The organism is Pseudomonas sp. Cab53, from assembly GCF_018325965.1.
In the GTDB taxonomy this organism is placed as follows: domain Bacteria; phylum Pseudomonadota; class Gammaproteobacteria; order Pseudomonadales; family Pseudomonadaceae; genus Aquipseudomonas; species Aquipseudomonas chlororaphis_E.
The window spans coordinates 5,667,629-5,683,536 of record NZ_AP021902.1 but is presented as its reverse complement, the minus strand read 5'-3'; the positions used below and the strand labels follow the sequence as shown (position 1 = coordinate 5,683,536).

The following is a 15,908-nucleotide window of genomic DNA, read 5'->3' as shown; positions in this document are numbered from 1 at the left end:
GGCCACTGTCTAAAATCCGACCCCACACAGGAAGCCCTATCGCATGAAATCCATTCTCGCCCTGCTTTCCCTGGTGGCCCTTCCAGTGCTGGCCGCCGAGCCGACCCTGTACGGGCGTTATGAATACATCGCGCTGCCGGAAATCGGCGGTGAAGTACTCAAGGCCAAGATGGACACCGGCGCGCTGACCGCTTCGCTGTCGGCCAAGGACATCGAGACCTTCACCCGCGACGGCGATGACTGGGTGCGCTTCCGCCTGGCCACCAAGGATGCGAGCAACAAGGTCTACGAGCACAAGATCGCGCGCATCAGCAAGATCAAGACCCGCTCCGAAGAAGATGACGACGACAACGAAACCATCGCCCCGAGCAAGCGCCCGGTGGTGGACCTGGAAATGTGCCTGGGTAACGTCAAGCGTACCGTGGAGGTCAACCTGACCGACCGCAGCAGCTTCAACTACCCGTTGCTGATCGGCGCCAAGGCCCTGCGCGAGTTTGGTGCAGCGGTGAACCCGGCTCGGCGTTATACGGCTGACAAGCCGGACTGCTGATTTCCCCGATTGACGTGCCCCTGGGGTTGGGGCACCGTTCCGGCAACTTTACTGTCGGGCGCGCAAGACATGCCTCATATTCTGATTGTCGAAGACGAAGCCGCCATCGCCGATACGCTGGTGTTTGCGCTGCAAGGAGAGGGTTTCGACACCACCTGGCTGAGCCTCGGCGCGGCGGCCCTCGAACACCAGAAGCACACGCCGGCGGACCTGATCATCCTCGATGTGGGCCTGCCGGATATCAGTGGATTTGAAACCTGCAAGAATCTCAGACGTTTCAGCGACGTTCCGGTCATTTTTCTGACAGCTCGGGATGGCGAGATCGACCGGGTCGTGGGCCTGGAGATCGGCGCCGACGATTACGTGGTCAAGCCCTTCAGCCCCCGGGAAGTGGCGGCCAGGGTCCGCGCGATTCTCAAGCGCGTGGCCCCGCGCCCGGCGCCGGAGTTGGGCACGGCGCTGTTCCAGGTGGACAACGACCGGGTGCAGATCAGCTATCGCGGCAAGCCGCTGAACCTGACCCGCCACGAGTTCCGCCTGCTTAACTGCCTGCTGGAGCAGCCGGAGCGGGTCTTCAGCCGCGAACAGTTGCTCGACGCCCTGGGTGTCGCCAGCGATGCCGGCTACGAGCGCAGCATCGACAGCCACATCAAGAGCGTGCGCGCCAAGTTGCGCCTGGTCAGGGCCGAGGCCGAGCCGATCCAGACCCATCGCGGCCTCGGCTACAGCTACAGCCCGGGGCACAGCTGATGTCGCTGGGGATCCGGATTTTCCTGGTCTACGTGCTGTTTATCGGCCTGACCGGGTATTTCGTGCTCGGCACGGTGATCGAGCAGATCCGCCCTGGCGTGCGCCAGTCCACCGAAGAAACCCTGGTGGACACGGCCAACCTGATGGCCGAGATCCTGCGGGACGATTTCAAGGCCGGTACCCTCAACCAGAATCGCTGGCCGCAACTGCTCAAGGCCTACGGCGAGCGCCAGCCGGCGGCGTCGATCTGGGGCTTGCCGAAGAACCAGGTCAACCATCGGATCTACGTCACCGATGCCAACGGGATCGTGGTGCTCGACTCCAGTGGGGTGGCGGTGGGCCAGGATTATTCGCGCTGGAACGACGTGTACCTGACCTTGCGCGGCCATTACGGCGCCCGTTCGAGCCGCAGCGATCCGGATGACCCGGCGTCCTCGGTGATGCACGTCGGCGCGCCCATTCGCGACAACGGCCGGATCATCGGCGTGGTCACCGTCGCCAAGCCCAACAGCTCGCTGCAGCCCTATATCGACCGCACGGAGCGGCGCCTGCTGTTGTATGGCGCTGGCTTGATCGGCCTGGGCCTGCTGCTCGGTGCTGCGCTGTCGTGGTGGCTCAGTTCGGCGCTGCGTCGCCTGACCCGTTATGCCCAGGCCGTCAGCCAGGGGCAAAGGGTGGAAGTGCCGCATTATCGCGGCGGCGAGTTCGAGCAACTGGCGGGCGCCGTGGAGCACATGCGCACGCAGTTGGAAGGCAAGGCCTATGTCGAGCGCTACGTGCACACGCTGACGCATGAACTCAAGAGCCCCCTGGCGGCGATTCGCGGCGCCGCCGAGCTGCTGCAAAGCGACATGCCCGCGGCCCAGCACCAGCGCTTCGTCAGCAACATCGACAGCGAAAGCGTGCGCATGCAGCAGTTGATCGAACGCCTGCTCAACCTGGCCCAGGTCGAACAGCGCCAGGGCCTGGAGGAAGTCATCGCGGTCCCGCTGGCGGCGTTGTTCGATCAACTGCTGGAGGCGCGCAGCGGTTGGATCGAGGGCCGTCAGTTGCGAATCGAACGGCACATCGCGGCCGACCTGGTGTTGATGGGCGAGCCGTTCCTGCTGCGCCAGGCGCTGGGCAACCTGCTGGAGAACGCCTTGGACTTCACCCCGGCCGAAGGGCTGCTGCGCCTCAGCGCCGAGCGTACCGGCCAGCGGGTGGAGATCCGCCTGTTCAATCAGGCCGAGCCGATCCCCGACTATGCGCTGCCACGCCTGAGTGAGCGTTTCTATTCCCTGCCGCGCCCTGGCACCGGCCGCAAGAGCACGGGCCTGGGGCTCAACTTCGTGGAGGAAGTGGTGCAGTTGCATGCCGGGGCGTTCACCATCGGCAATGTCGAGGGTGGGGTGGAAGTAGTGCTGCGGTTGCCCTGAAGAGCGAGTTCTCCCTGAAGGAATACCGTTGTGGCGAGGGCAAGAGCGGTCGAGTCTCCACACAATCTCCACATTGCCCCCATGAACGCCCCACACAGCCCCCCCAGACTCTCCCTCATTCGAACAGGGAGAGCCCCACATGAACCGCAGCCTCGCTATAAAACTGGGCATGATTGCCCTCTTGATCCTCCTGCTGATGATCCCCTTGCTGATGATCAACGGCCTCATCGACGAGCGCCAGGAACTGCGTGACGGTGTGCTGCAAGACATTGCCCGCAGTTCCAGCCGTAGCCAGCAACTCATTGGGCCGATGATCGTCGTGCCGTTTCGCAAGGACGTGCGGGTCTGGAACACCAACGAGAAGACCGGCGTGCGTTTCCTGGAAACCGTCGAGCAAAGCGGCGAGTTGTATTTCTTGCCAGAGCAGTTCGAACTCGACGGCCAGGTCCGCACCGAGACCCGCGCCCGGGGAATCTACGAGGCGCGGCTGTTCCACGCCGATAATCGTATCGACGGCCGCTTCAAGGTGCCTGAACACTATGGCGTCGCGACCAAGGACCTGGCCGACTACCGTTTCGACCAGCCGTACCTGACGGTCGGTATCAGTGACATCCGTGGCATCGAGAATGCGCTGACCCTGACGCTCAATCAGCAAACCGTCGATTTCCTGCCCGGCTCGCGAGTCGGCTGGCTGGGGCAGGGCGTGCACGTGCCGCTGCCGATGATCACTGCCCAGGGCAGTGCCGACCTGACCTTTGGTTTCGACCTGCGCCTGCAAGGCACCGGCGAGCTGCAGATCCTGCCGGTGGGCAAGTCTACCAAGGTGCATCTGTCGGCCGACTGGCCACACCCGAGTTTCATCGGCAATTACCTGCCGGTCCAGCGTGACATCAATGAGCAAGGCTTCAGTGCTGACTGGCAGACGTCGTTTTTTTCCACCAACCTCGAAGAAGCGCTGCAAAGCTGTGAAACCAGCGACAGCTGCGAGGCGTTCCGCAGCCGGGCTTTCGGCGTGAGTTTCATCGATCCGGTGGACCAGTACCTCAAGACCGACCGGGCGATCAAATATGCGCTGCTGTTCGTCGCGTTGACCTTCGCCGGCTTCTTCCTGTTCGAGGTGCTCAAGAGCCTGGCGGTGCACCCGGTGCAATACGCATTGGTAGGCGTGGCGCTGGCGTTCTTCTACCTGCTGTTGTTGTCGTTATCCGAGCACATCGGCTTCGCCCTGGCCTACCTGGCATCCGCCAGTGCCTGCGTGGTGTTGATCGGTTTCTATGTGTGCCATGTGTTGCGCAGCGTGAGCCATGGCGTGGCCTTTTCGGTGGGGCTGGCAGCGTTGTATGGCCTGCTCTACGGTTTGCTGAGCGCTGAGGACTACGCCTTGCTGATGGGCTCGTTGTTGCTGTTCGCCCTGCTCGGTGTGTTCATGGTGCTGACCCGCAAGCTGGACTGGTACGGGGTGGGGGCGAAGCCGGCAGCGGCCATGTCCTTCGAGCTGGGAGAGGTGAAATGAGCCGGTCGCTGGGGTTGCGGGAGGATCAGCGATTGGCAGAGGTGCTGGTGACGCGGATTGCCGGGTTGTTTCCGATGGGTCGCATTGGCCTTATCGCGAGCAAGCTCGCGCCCACAGGAGACCTCGTTTACCCAGGCAACGAAGCCAAATGTGGGAGCTTGCTCGCGATGGGGCCGGTGCAGCCAGGGCAGAACTAGACTTTGGGCACTGTTTCAATCATTGAAGGCCGCAAGCTCACCTCGGCAAACCACGCCGCCAATTGCGGGTTGGCCTTGCGCCATTCCAGGTCCGGGTGGCGCAGGTCGAGATAGCCCAAGGCACAGGCCACGCTGATGGACGCTACGTCGAAATGACTGGCCAACTCAGCAATGGCCTCGGCTTCAAGCACGCCCACGGCACGGCGGATCTTGTCCCGTTGCGCATCGAGCCATTCGTCCCAGTGCTTTTCCACCGGGCGCAGGGCGGTTTCATAACGAATCATGACTGCCGCATCCATGATGCCATCGGCCATGGAGGCCAGGGTCAGGCGTCGCCAGCGGGCCGCGCCGTCCCGGGGGATCAGTGGATTGCCGACATGCTGGTGGTCGAGGTAATCGAGGATCACGCGACTGTCATGGATCACCGTCCCGTTGGCCAGGCGCAGGGTCGGGATCTTGCTCAACGGGTTGTCGTCGATGAGCGCCCGGTCCGGCTTGACCGGTGTGAGCTGGCTGAGCTGCAACGCCACGCGGTCCTGCTGGCCGGTTTCGTGCAGCAGCACCAGGACCTTGCGAACGAAAGGTGAAGCGGGGTTGTGGAACAGCGTCATGCTGGGGGTGGACATGGCAACGTCTCGGGTCAGTGGCACGTGTTGCGCAGCATAGCGCGTCATCCGTGCCCAAGGCAGTGCGACCGGGCCGTGGTGGCCCGGTCGTCGCGGGTCAAGCGGCCGGTTGCAGCGCCTGGGGTTGCGCTGACGGTGTCGTCGGTTGTGGCTTGAGTTCCCGGGCGACGGTCCAGACGATAAACGCCGCGACCACGTCGAAGATCGCCAGCATCACGAACAGCGGGCTGTAGCCGATTTTGGTCACCATCACGCCAAACACCAGGGTGAAGGCCGCAGCGCCGAGGTAGCCGAACATCCCGCCCATGCCGGTGGCGGTGGCGACTTCATGCTTGCCGAACGAGTCGGACGTGATGGCGTACAGCGCGCCGGACAAGGTTTGGTGGGCGAAGCCGCCGATGCACAGCAGGGCGATGGCGGTGTACGGGCTCTCGACCAGGCCGATGCAGGCCGGGCCGATCATGCAGGACGCGCCGAACAGCAAGACCATCTTGCGGGAGGTGAACAGCGACACCTTGCAATACTTGTGGAAGAACGGGCTCAGGTAACCGCCCAGCACGCAGCCAAGGTCCGCGGCCAGGAACGGCAGCCAGGCGAACATTGCGATTTCCTTGATGTTCATGTGCCGCTCGGTCATCAGGTACAGCGGGATCCAGGCATTGAAGGTCTGCCAGGCCGGCTCGGAGAGAATCCGCGCGCTGGCGATGGCGTAGAAGTTGCGGCTGGCAATGATCGTCTTCCAGCTGCCTTTTTTCGGCGCCTGGTCCTTGAAGTGGGCTTCCTGGCCGTTGAGGATGTAGTCGCGCTCGGTGTCGCTCAGGCGCTTCTGGTCACGTGGGTGCTTGTAGAGGATCAGCCACAGGAACGTCCAGGCGATGCCCAGGCCGCCGACGATCAGGAAGGCCAGTTCCCAGCCACTGTTCAGGATCGCCCAGACGACCAGCGGCGGGGCCAGGACGGCCCCGATCGACGAGCCGATGTTGAACCAGCCGATGGCGACCGAACGCTCCTTGGCCGGAAACCATTCGGTGGAGGCCTTGACCGCTGCCGGCAACCCGGCCGCTTCGGTCACACCCAACAACCCACGGAAGAAGGCCAGGCCTTGCCAGCCCGAGGCCATGGCTGCCGCGGCGCAGGCCAGGGACCAGGCGAACGCAAAAATGGCGAAGCCCATCTTGGTGCCGATGGCATCGATGATGTAGCCGGCCACCGGCTGCATCAGCGCGTAGCAGACCTGCCAGGCCACGACGATGTGCGAATACTGCTCGGTGGAAATGTTCATGTCGCTCATCAGGGTGGGGGCAGCCACCGAGAGGGTATTGCGGGCCAGGTAGTTGACCATCAGGCCGGCCGTGACCAGGCCGACCATCCACCAGCGGATGCCTTTGATTTTCATCACTTCACCATGATTATTTTTGGATTTGGTGTCGCAGGGATGTTTGTTGTAGGTTGTCGTACAACGTGCGCATTTATAGGAGTGCAAGGATAAATTTGTCAACAAATATGTCAGTGGGCAGGCGCGCGCATGCCGCGACGCGGCGAAGTGTCGTCGTATAACGTCAGGAGAAAGGGCGTCGGATCAACGGGTGGCGCCGAGGCCTCAGCGGCGCGGGAGCAACCCCCGTACCCCCAACACACAAGGCACGCCCAGCCCGAGCCAGCTCACGGCGTCCCACAGGCCATCGCCCAGCAGGGCGCTGAACAGCCCGGCGGCGCAGAGCACACCGATTCCCAGGGGGATGCCGAACACCTTCCAGAAACTCGACTGCCGCGGCTTCATGAGGAGACCTGCGCGGTGATGGCCGCAGGCTTGGCCGCTTTGCGCCGCACCACCCACAGGTAGACGCCGCTACCGAGCACGATGATGGTCAGCACGTCGAGCACCGCCCAGAAAATCTGCATCGGCCGGCCGCCGTAGTCGCCGAAATGCAGGGGCAGCGACAGGCTCATGACGTCCATGTACCACGGGCGTTCGGCCACGGCGGTGACGGCCAGGGTGCTGGCGTCGATCAGCACCGGCGTGAGCAGGTGAGACGTCAGGTGAGTGTTGCCCTTCATGAACACGCCATAGTGGTGGGCGCTGGAGAACAACGTGCCCGGGAAGGCGATGAAGCTGGGCTCCATGCCGGGTGCGGCGTCCCTGGCGATGTCCAGCAGGCGAGTGGCCGGTGCCAGTTGCGTCAACGGCGGGGCATCGCGATAGGGTTCGATCATGCTGCTGAGGCTGTCGTTGCGCCAGGCGGCGATGATCAACTCGGCGCACGCGGCAATCACGCCGGTGACCCCCACCGTCAGCGCCCAGACCAGCGTGACCACGCCGATCAGGTTGTGCAGGTCGAGCCAGCGCAGGCGGGTCGATTTGTCCTGGCGCACGGTGGCGAACTTCAAGCGGCGCATGAACGGCAGGTACAAGACCACCCCGGAAACGATGGCCACCACGAACAGCAGGCCCATGAACGCCAGGAACAACTTGCCTGGCAAGCCGGCGAACATGTCCACGTGCAGGCGCAGCATGACCATCATGAAGCCGCCATTGGCCGAGGGCATTTCCAGGGCTTCACCGGTGCGCCCGTCGAGCATGAAGGTGTGGGATGAATTGGGCTCGGTGCCCGGCGTCGGCGCCATGATGGTGATGACGCCGTTGGGCTCGTCTTCATCCCAGCCAAAGTACTGGACCACTTCGCCGGGACGATGGGCCTTGGCTTTTTCCACCAGTTGCGCAAGGTCCAGGGGCGGCGTGTCGGCCGGCATTTGCCGCAGCTCGGGAGCGTCGCCCAGCAGGTGTTCGATTTCGTGGTGGAAGATCAACGGCAGCCCGGTGATCGCCAGCATCAGCAGGAACACCGTGCAGATCAGGCTGGTCCAGGTGTGGACGAAGGACCAGCGGCGGATGGTTTTGCTTTTCATGGTCGATCCGAATGCGAGAGGGCCTCGATGCCAGAGCCCCGTCAGCCAAGCCGCGAACCTGTGGGAGCGAGCTTGCTCGCGAAGACGGCGTAACAGTCAACGTTGATGTTGTCTGGCGCACCGCTTTCGCGAGCAAGCTCGCTCCCACAGGGGGTATTTGGCTGACAGGTCTTCGGGACAGGTGCCCTCGAAAGGTTTTGCAAATGCTAACCGTTTACCATTTGTAATTCACGCTGGCGACGACATTGCGCTGGTCGCCGTAGTAGCAATAGAACCCGTCGCAGGTGGACAGGTAGTCCTTGTTGAAGATGTTTTTCGCGTCCACCGCCACCGACACGCCCTTGAGGGCGTTGCTCAGGCGTCCCAGGTCGTAGTGGGCCGAGGCGTCGTACACGGTGTAGGAACCGACGTGGCCCCAATCGGTGTTGGTGGTGTTGCCATAGGTGTCGCCGACATAGCGCACACCCGCGCCGACGCCAAAGCCATCGAGCGGGCCGTTGTGCCAGGTGTAGTCGGCCCACGCGGTGGCCTGGTTGCGAGGCACCTGGGCCATGCGCTTGCCTTTTTCGGCGGCGGTGCCCTTGGTGATCTCGCTGTCGTTGTAGGTGTAGGACCCGACCAGTTTCAGGTTGTCGGTGACGTCCCCAGAGGCTTCCAGCTCCAGGCCGCGAACCTGCACTTCACCCACCTGGCGGGTGATGTTGTTCTCGGTGACGGAGTTGTTTTTCTGGGTCAGGTCAAACACGGCGGCGGTCAGCAAGGTCTTGGTGCCGGGCGGCTGGTACTTGATACCGGCTTCGTATTGTTCGCCTTCGGTGGGTTTGAACGCCTGGGTGCTGGTGATGACCGAACCGGTCGCCGCCTGGAACGACTGGGCGAAGGAAATGTACGGCGTCACGCCGTTATCGAAGACGTAGCTCAGCGCTGCGTTGCCGCTGAATTTCTTGTCGCGCTGGGTGGTGGTCGCGTCGTTCTGGTTGTGGAACAGCGTGCCGGTGTGAATCCAGTCTTCACGCCCACCGAGGGTCAGGCGCCAGTTGTCCAGGGCCATCTGGTCCTGGACGTAGAGGCCGGTCTGGTTGGTCTTCTGGTTGTAGTCGTACATGGTGAAGTACTGGACGTTGGAGAAATCCTGCCCATAGACCGGGTTGTTGATGTTGCTGGTCGGCACGCCGCCGGAGCCCCACTGCCAGCGCGCGTTGCTGTTGGAGCGCTGGTGATCCAGGCCCAGCAGCACGGTATGGCTTAGCGCTCCGGTCTGGAAGTCGGCCTGGAAGTTGTTGTCCACGGCGAACTGGCTGATGTCTTCATCTACGATACTGGCGCTGCGTCTGACGGTGCCGTCGGCGCTCACGGATTGGTCTGGACCATCCGGAAAGAACGAGCCGCCAGCGGAGATGCCCTGAAATTCCAGGTCGCTTTTGGTGTAGCGCAGGTTCTGGCGGAACTGCCAGGTGTCGTTGAAGCGATGCTCGAAGGCATAGCCCAGCGCGTAGTAGGTGCGGTCGTAGAATTCCCAATCCGGATCGCCGAGGTTCTTATGGTGGGAAATCGTGCCAGCCGGCGACGCCAGCTTGGTGCCTTGCAGCGGCAGGAATTGCCCGGTGATGCCGGTGTCGTCGCGGGTGTACTGGGACAGGAAGGTCAGGCGGGTGTCGTCGTTGATGTTCCAGGTCAGGCTGGGGGCGATGTTGTAGCGCTTGTCCGGAATGTGGTCGACCTGGGCATTGCTGTCGCGCACGGTGCCGCTGACCCGATAGAGAAACTGGCCTTCGTCGTCGACCTTGCCGGTGCTGTCGAAGTTGATCTGCTTGTGCTCGTTGCTGCCGGCCTGCAATTGGACTTCGTGGCTGCTGTCGGCCTGGGGACGACGACTGACCATGTCCAGCATGCCGCCCGGTGGCGTCTGGCCGTAGACCGAGGAGGCCGGGCCACGCAGCACGGCGATGCGCTCAAGGTTCCAGGTCTCGATCTTGGGCGTGACGTAGTTGCCCCGCGGCAGTGGCAGGCCGTCGAGGAACTGGGTCGGCACGAAGCCGCGCACCAGCAGCCAGTCGTTGCGCGTATCCGAACCATACCCGCTGCTCTGCACGCCGGCGGTGTAGCGCAGCGCGTCGTTGAGGTTGAGCACGGAGCGGTCTTCCATCTGCTGGCGCGTGACCACCGAGACCGAGCGCGGCAGCTCGACAATCGGTGTATCGGTCTTGGTGCCGGCGGCGGTGCGGGTGGCGGCATAGCCCTCGGTCGGGCCCCACGCGGTTTCGCTGCTGCCCGCGCCGATCACGCTGGTTTCCGGCAACACCATGACGCCCTCCGGCACGGCCACCAGGCTGTAGGTGCCGGCGCTGCTTTGCTCCAGTTGCAGGCCGGTGCCGCGCAGCGCTTCACGCAACGCGCCGGTGGCATCGAACTGGCCCTGCACCGGTGCCGACGTTTTGCCCGATGCCAGGGACGGGTTCAGGCTCAGCGCAAGGCCGGCCTGGCTGGCGATCTGGTTCAAGGTACTGGCCAACGGCGCGGCGGGCAGATTGTAGGCGTGCAGGCTGGTGGCCTGCTCGGCGGCCAACAGCGGCCCGCTGGCGAGCGGGGCGGCAAAGGCAATGGCGACGGCCAGCAGGCTGGGGCGCAACAGGGTGTCTAGCGGGCGGGACATACGGCGGCTCCTGAATGGAAATATTTCTCAATTGCCTGAGTGCCGGATGAGAATCGAAAAGTGATAGGGCGGGATGAAAATAATTTAGATTCAGCGTGCAAGCGGGTGGGCAATGTCGGGGGCGATGGTCTCTTCGCGAGTTTGAACGTAAAGAAGGCCTTGCGCCCGTCCGATTACTTGGATTTTGCTCCGTCCCTAGGCGCCACCACGGCCCACCACCGCGTGTGATGCTCGACCTGCACCGGCAAGGTCGGCAGCAGCGCCGCCAAGGCCAGGTCGGTGTCGTGCAGCGGGAAGCTGCCGGTGATGCGCAGGTCCGCGACCTGCGGCTCGACGCCCAGGTAGCCGCGCCGATAGCGCCCCAGTTCGTGCACCAGATCCTCCAGGCGGGCGTTGTCGACCACCAACATGCCGCGGGTCCAGGCGTCTGCGCCGGGCCCCAACGCCAACGTCGGCCCGAGCCCGTCGCGGCGCATCAGCACTTGCTGGCCTTCGCGCAGGACCTGCTCTTCGTCCGTTGCCTGGGGGTGCGCGGCCACGGCCGATTGCAACACGCTCAGGCGCGTGCCCTGGTCTTCTCGCTTGACCAGGAACCGCGTGCCCAAGGCACGCAGGCGGCCTTCGCGGGTTTCGACGATGAAGGGACGCGGGTCGTTGTGGCCGGTTTCCACCAGGATCTCGCCTTCCTGCAGGACAATGCGTCGCTGCCGGGCATCGAAGCGCACGTCCAGCGCGCTGTGGGTGTTGAGGTTGACCACTGTTCCGTCGGCCAGTCGCAGGGTGCGCTGTTCGCCCGTGGCGGTGCGCTGGTCGGCCAGCCAATAGTCCAGCGACAGGTAGCGCTCGGCGACGAACAGCGTCAGGCCGACGACTGCGACCAGGCTGGCCAGGCCGCTGCCCATCTTGCGCAACCGTCGCCGGAGGGTCGTGCGCGATTGCAACAATGCGGCCCGCGCCGGCCCGCTGGCGACGCTGAAACGCTGGTCGAGCATGCCCAACTGCCGCCAGGCGCGGGCATGTTCTTCATCGGCGGCATGCCAGCGGGCGAACGCCTCGCGCTCCTGGGCGCTGCCCGAATCCAGCGACAACTGCCAGGCAATGGCGGCATCCAGCACACGGGCCGATACCGGTTTGGCGCAGGCAGGATTCATGTCGGCTCGCCATACAGGGCGATGTAGCACTGGCGAATGCCCTGGGCCAGGTATTGCCGTACCCGTGGCACCGAAACCCCCAGGCGCTGGGCGATCTCGGCGTGGCCGAGGCCGTCGAGGCGATTGTAGAGGAAGGCGGCGCGGGCCTTGCTCGACAACTGGCCGAGCAACCGGTCGATGTGCCTGAGGTCTTCGAGGATCATCTGCTGTTCTTCCAGCGACGGCTGTTCGCTTTCGGGGATCAACATCAACTCGGTGAGGTAGGCCTGCTCCAGGGCTGCCCGGCGGAAATAATCGAACAGCAGCCCCTTGGCGATCGCCACCAGGAACGCCCGCGGCTCGCGAGGCGTGGTCAGTTGGTCGCGGCCGAGCAGGCGTACGAACGTGTCCTGGCTCAAGTCCTCGGCCCGTTGTGCACAGGCCACGTTGCGCCGCAACCAGGCCAATAGCCAACCGCGATGGTCACGGTACAACGCACCAACCAGATCACTGTGAGGGCTAGGGACTGACGACACGGAGCATCACCGATGTTTTAAGTAACGAGAATTGTTCGCGATTGTGACAGAGGCGGCAGAGCGAAAGCAATTGGCACTGGTCGGGTGGGGCTTCTGGGGTTGTCGGGTGTGGGAGCGAGCTTGCTCGCGATGATGAGCGATCAACTCATATCAGTGTCGGCCGACAGTACGCCATCGCGAGCAAGCTCCCACAGGGCCGATGGTGTTCTCCGAACAGGGGTTAGATCGAAGGCGCCTGCTGCCGGCGTTTCCATTGGCCCAGGCGCTGCTGCAACGCCAGCGGGCTGGGGATCTGTTGCTGGCGGGCGCGGCTGAACAGGATCAGCGCCAGTTCCGCCGTGGCCAGGGCGTCGGCGCTGGCGTTGTGGCGCTCCTGCACCTGCAGCTTGAACGCGTCGATCCAGTCGTCCAGGCCCGCCTGGCGCAGGGCGACCTGGGGCAGAGCATCGGGGCCAGGTCCGCGACGTCGAGGAACGGGTGCTGCAAGCGATAGCCCAGGTGATCCTTCAGTGCGCGCCCGAGCATGTGGGCATCGAAGGGGGAGTGGAAGGCCAGCAACGGGCTGTCGCCGACGTACTCCATGAACGCCAGCAACGCTTCGGCCGGTTCGCTGCCAGCGGCAATCGTGCTCGGCGCCAGGCCATGGATCAACACGCTGGGCCCGAGCTTTTGTTTGTCGCATTGCAAGGTGCGTTCGAACTGCTGGCCGAAATCGATCGCGCCGTCTTCGATGGCCACTGCGCCAATGGACAGCACCTGATCCTTGTTCAGGTTCAGCCCGGTGGTTTCCAGGTCCAGCACCACCCAACGCTGTTCCCGCAGGCTGCATTCACCCAGGGCGGCAGGCGGCGGCAAGTCTGCCAGGCGTTGCTGCAAGGCGTCCGGCAATGACGGCTGGGCCGGGCGCAGCCAGGAAAACAGGCTCACAGCTGATACCTCAGGCTCAGGCTGCTTTGCAGGCGTTGGGCCTGGCGCAGGGATTCGCGCAGGATGCGTCGGTCCAGATGGTTGAGGCTGTCGGGGTCGACGCGGTTGGAGTACGGCAGGTTCTCGCGGGTTTGCAGTTGATGCTGTTGCATGCGGGTCTGCTGGATGAAGTGATAGGCCTCTTCATAGGCCGCGCCGTCGAGGGGTTCGATCACCTGGCGGGCGACCAGTTGCCGCAAGCGCTCCAAGGTGTTGTTGGCGCCGATGCCATTGGCCAGGGCCAGCAAACGGGCGCCGTCCACGAAAGGCGTCAGGCCTTGCACCTTGAGGTCGAGGGTGGCTTTTTCACCGTTCTTGCGGCTGAGCACAAACTCTCTGAAGCGCCCCACCGGCGGGCGATGGCGCAACGCGTTGTCGGCCATCATGCGCTGGAACAGACGGTTATCGCCCACCTGGTCGAGGATCTGCTGGCGCAATTGTTCGCAACCTTGTTCGTCACCCCAGACCACCCGCAGGTCGAAATAGATGCTCGAGCCCAACAGGTTCTCCGGCGTCGCCTCGCGAATGAACGCGGCAAAGCGCCGGGCCCATTCGGCGCGGGACAGACACAGCTCGGGGTTGCCGGCCATGATGTTGCCCTTGCACAGCGTGAAGCCGCACAGGGCCAGGCTCTGGTTGATCTGTTGGGCGATGGGCAGCAGCAGGCCTCGGATCTGCGCGGCGTGGGCGGCGTCCCGGGCTTCGAAGAGGATGCCGTTGTCCTGGTCGGAGTGCAGGGTTTGCTCGCGGCGGCCTTCGCTGCCGAAACACAGCCAGCTGAACGGCACGCCGGGGTCGCCTTTGTCGGCCAGGGTCAGCTCGATGATCCGGCATACCGTGTGGTCGTTGAGCAACGTGATGATGTGGGTGATCTGGGTCGAGGAGGCGCCATGGGCGAGCATGCGCTCCACCAGTTGACCGATCTCGCCACGCAGGGCCACCAGGTTTTCCACCTTCGGTGCGCTGCGGATGGTACGGGCCAGGTGCACCAGGTCGACTCGTTGCAGGGAAAACAGATCACGCTCGGACACCACGCCGCACAGGCGCTGCTCCTTGACCAGGCAGACGTGGGCGATGTGACGTTCGGTCATGGCAATCGCGGCGTCGAAGGCGCTGTGGTCCGGCGACAGGAAAAACGGCGCCTGAGTCATGTGCCCGGCGATGGCCTGGGAGAAATCCCCGGCCCCATCGGCCACCACTTGCCGCAGGTCGCGCAGGGTGAAAATCCCGACCGGCGTCTTCTGTTCCGTCACGACCACGATGCTGCCAACCTGTTGCTCGTGCATCAGTTTCACGGCTTCGCGCAAGGGCGTGTCGGGGCTGCAACTCACTGGGTGACGCATCGCCAGTTCACCCAGGCGCGTATTGAGGGAGTACTGCGTGCCCAGGGTCTGCGCGGATTTCTGTTGGACCTGCTGGTTGACCTGGTCCAGGAGGCTGCTGACCCCGCGCAAGGCGAAGTCGCGAAACGGCCCGGAGAGGGCGAACAGCTTGATGAAGGCCTGTTTGTTCAGTTGCAGGCAGAACGTGTCCTCGCCGGCCCGGTGTTCGGTGCGGGTGGCGCGCTCGCCGAGCAAGGCGGCGAGGGGAAAACACTCGCCGGTGGTGATTTCGAAGGTGGTCTCGGTACCGCCCTTGGCCGAATGCGGACGCTCGCCCACTACCCGGCCCTGCTTGACGATGTAGAAGTGTTCCACCGGGCCATCGGCCGGCTTGATGATGGTTTCGCCAGTGGCGTAGAAACGCAGCAGGCATTGCTCCACCAGGTACGCCAGGTGGGCATTTTCCATGTGGTTGAACGGCGGGAAGCGCTGGAGAAACTGCAGTGTCCCCTGGATGTTTTGCAACACCGCGGTTTTCCCTGCCTGGGTGAAGGCGTCCGCTTTTTTCATAGCCATTACGCAATCTTTTTCGAATTGTTGTGGTCGGATCTGTTCTCCCATGGTCGGCCCCTGAGCGCGGGGTGCCCATTGGACGTAAGTCTAGGTCGCCCGCGATAGGGCGAAACCGGGGGGAAATGCCCTGTGAGGGCCTTAAAAAAACTTCATTAAATGTTCTTGGAAAAAAATCCGACGAAGTGCACATTGAAGCGCCTTGCAACGATGTCTGACCACTTGCCAAGGGAATGATTCGAGAACGTAGAGAGCCCCATGTCCGACCACGATATTTTGAGTGACGCCGAGCGCGAGGCGCTGAGTGCCGTCATGCTGGAACCCGACCTGCCGCCGCAGCGAGTCTTGATCGTCGATGACGACAAGGACGCCCGTGAACTGCTGTCGGAAATTCTGGCGCTGGACGGGATTCACTGCATGACCGCCGCCAGCGGTGAAACGGCACTCAAGATGCTGGAAACCAAGCCGTCGATCGGCCTGATAATCACTGATCTGCGCATGGGCAATGTCGATGGCCTGGAACTGGTCCGCCTGGTGCGCGAGTCCGAGCGCGCCGCGTTGCCGATCATCCTGGTGTCCGGAGACGCCGACGTGAAGGACGCCATCGAAGCCATGCACCTGAGCGTGGTGGACTTCCTGCTCAAGCCCATCGATACGGAGAAATTGTTGGAGTTGGTCAAGCGGGAGTTGGGGATGGACCTCTAGCCTGTGGCGATCGGTCCGCACGGCAAACAAAAAAGGCCCTGATCGCAAGATCAGGGCCTTTCTCA

General features: G+C 63.5%; 13 protein-coding genes and 2 pseudogenes. 5 read left to right on the top strand and 10 right to left on the bottom strand.

Features of this window, described 5'->3' with window-relative positions; genetic code table 11:
- Positions 1-43: 43 nt before the first annotated feature.
- The 4 genes from KI241_RS25030 to creD all read left to right on the top strand — a co-directional run bounded on the left by KI241_RS25030 (position 44) and on the right by creD (position 4,231).
- The gene (locus tag KI241_RS25030) at positions 44-550 is read left to right on the top strand and encodes an ATP-dependent zinc protease (protein WP_042729606.1); all 507 of its coding nucleotides are present in this window, start codon (positions 44-46) and stop codon (positions 548-550) included.
- A 69-nt stretch (positions 551-619) separates the two neighbouring features.
- Complete coding sequence (gene creB, locus KI241_RS25025; protein WP_042729607.1) at positions 620-1,300, top strand: two-component system response regulator CreB; 681 nt, start codon at positions 620-622, stop codon at positions 1,298-1,300.
- Positions 1,300-2,718, top strand: a complete 1,419-nt coding sequence (creC, locus tag KI241_RS25020) for a two-component system sensor histidine kinase CreC (protein ID WP_042729608.1) — start codon at positions 1,300-1,302, stop codon at positions 2,716-2,718. The genes creB and creC overlap by 1 nt, the downstream gene beginning before the upstream one ends.
- 139 nt (positions 2,719-2,857) lie before the next feature.
- Positions 2,858-4,231 carry a cell envelope integrity protein CreD gene (creD, locus tag KI241_RS25015; protein ID WP_042729609.1) on the top strand — a complete coding sequence of 458 codons (1,374 nt, stop codon included), beginning with the start codon at positions 2,858-2,860 and terminating at the stop codon, positions 4,229-4,231.
- A gap of 193 nt (positions 4,232-4,424) precedes the next feature.
- Here the strand turns inward: creD and KI241_RS25010 are convergent, their stop codons facing one another.
- The 10 genes and pseudogenes from KI241_RS25010 to KI241_RS24970 all read right to left on the bottom strand — a co-directional run bounded on the left by KI241_RS25010 (position 4,425) and on the right by KI241_RS24970 (position 15,138).
- Positions 4,425-5,054, bottom strand: a complete 630-nt coding sequence (locus KI241_RS25010; RefSeq protein ID WP_212803104.1) for a glutathione S-transferase — start codon at positions 5,052-5,054, stop codon at positions 4,425-4,427.
- 97 nt (positions 5,055-5,151) lie between these two features.
- Positions 5,152-6,450: an MFS transporter gene (locus tag KI241_RS25005; protein WP_042729612.1), complete on the bottom strand. Its 1,299-nt coding sequence runs from the start codon at positions 6,448-6,450 to the stop codon at positions 5,152-5,154.
- 204 nt (positions 6,451-6,654) lie between these two features.
- A complete protein-coding gene (locus KI241_RS25000) occupies positions 6,655-6,834 on the bottom strand; it encodes a hypothetical protein (protein WP_212803103.1) in 180 nt (59 codons plus the stop codon).
- Positions 6,831-7,961, bottom strand: coding sequence for a PepSY-associated TM helix domain-containing protein (locus KI241_RS24995; RefSeq protein WP_212803102.1), 1,131 nt, complete (start codon positions 7,959-7,961; stop codon positions 6,831-6,833). The genes KI241_RS25000 and KI241_RS24995 overlap by 4 nt, the downstream gene beginning before the upstream one ends.
- Before the next feature lie 49 nt (positions 7,962-8,010).
- Positions 8,011-8,142: pseudogene (locus KI241_RS27910) on the bottom strand (metal ABC transporter ATP-binding protein); the annotation flags it as partial.
- Positions 8,143-8,175: 33 nt separating this feature from the next.
- Entirely contained in the window at positions 8,176-10,614 is a 2,439-nt protein-coding gene (locus tag KI241_RS24990) for a TonB-dependent siderophore receptor (protein WP_212803101.1), read from the bottom strand.
- Positions 10,615-10,787: 173 nt separating this feature from the next.
- A complete protein-coding gene (locus KI241_RS24985; protein ID WP_042729616.1) occupies positions 10,788-11,765 on the bottom strand; it encodes a FecR family protein in 978 nt (325 codons plus the stop codon).
- Entirely contained in the window at positions 11,762-12,280 is a 519-nt protein-coding gene (locus tag KI241_RS24980) for an RNA polymerase sigma factor (RefSeq protein ID WP_212803100.1), read from the bottom strand. The genes KI241_RS24985 and KI241_RS24980 overlap by 4 nt, the downstream gene beginning before the upstream one ends.
- A 220-nt stretch (positions 12,281-12,500) precedes the next feature.
- Positions 12,501-13,207 (bottom strand): annotated as a pseudogene (locus KI241_RS24975) (3'-5' exonuclease).
- Positions 13,204-15,138, bottom strand: coding sequence for a putative nucleotidyltransferase substrate binding domain-containing protein (locus KI241_RS24970; RefSeq protein ID WP_348532649.1), 1,935 nt, complete (start codon positions 15,136-15,138; stop codon positions 13,204-13,206). The pseudogene KI241_RS24975 and the gene KI241_RS24970 overlap by 4 nt, the downstream one beginning before the upstream one ends.
- A 258-nt stretch (positions 15,139-15,396) precedes the next feature.
- Here KI241_RS24970 and KI241_RS24965 point away from each other — a divergent pair, with 258 nt between their 5' ends.
- Positions 15,397-15,843: a response regulator gene (locus KI241_RS24965; RefSeq protein ID WP_053151434.1), complete on the top strand. Its 447-nt coding sequence runs from the start codon at positions 15,397-15,399 to the stop codon at positions 15,841-15,843.
- Positions 15,844-15,908: the final 65 nt, after the last annotated feature.

What these genes read in the sequence shown, in the direction of transcription:
- KI241_RS25030 (WP_042729606.1), top strand. Translation starts at nt 44, where the DNA reads ATGAAATCCATTCTCGCCCTGCTTTCCCTGGTGGCCCTTCCAGTGCTG.
- creB (WP_042729607.1), top strand. Translation starts at nt 620, where the DNA reads ATGCCTCATATTCTGATTGTCGAAGACGAAGCCGCCATCGCCGATACG.
- creC (WP_042729608.1), top strand. Translation starts at nt 1,300, where the DNA reads ATGTCGCTGGGGATCCGGATTTTCCTGGTCTACGTGCTGTTTATCGGC.
- creD (WP_042729609.1), top strand. Translation starts at nt 2,858, where the DNA reads ATGAACCGCAGCCTCGCTATAAAACTGGGCATGATTGCCCTCTTGATC.
- KI241_RS25010 (WP_212803104.1), bottom strand. Translation starts at nt 5,054, where the DNA reads ATGTCCACCCCCAGCATGACGCTGTTCCACAACCCCGCTTCACCTTTC.
- KI241_RS25005 (WP_042729612.1), bottom strand. Translation starts at nt 6,450, where the DNA reads ATGAAAATCAAAGGCATCCGCTGGTGGATGGTCGGCCTGGTCACGGCC.
- KI241_RS25000 (WP_212803103.1), bottom strand. Translation starts at nt 6,834, where the DNA reads ATGAAGCCGCGGCAGTCGAGTTTCTGGAAGGTGTTCGGCATCCCCCTG.
- KI241_RS24995 (WP_212803102.1), bottom strand. Translation starts at nt 7,961, where the DNA reads ATGAAAAGCAAAACCATCCGCCGCTGGTCCTTCGTCCACACCTGGACC.
- KI241_RS24990 (WP_212803101.1), bottom strand. Translation starts at nt 10,614, where the DNA reads ATGTCCCGCCCGCTAGACACCCTGTTGCGCCCCAGCCTGCTGGCCGTC.
- KI241_RS24985 (WP_042729616.1), bottom strand. Translation starts at nt 11,765, where the DNA reads ATGAATCCTGCCTGCGCCAAACCGGTATCGGCCCGTGTGCTGGATGCC.
- KI241_RS24970 (WP_348532649.1), bottom strand. Translation starts at nt 15,138, where the DNA reads ATGAAAAAAGCGGACGCCTTCACCCAGGCAGGGAAAACCGCGGTGTTG.
- KI241_RS24965 (WP_053151434.1), top strand. Translation starts at nt 15,397, where the DNA reads ATGTCCGACCACGATATTTTGAGTGACGCCGAGCGCGAGGCGCTGAGT.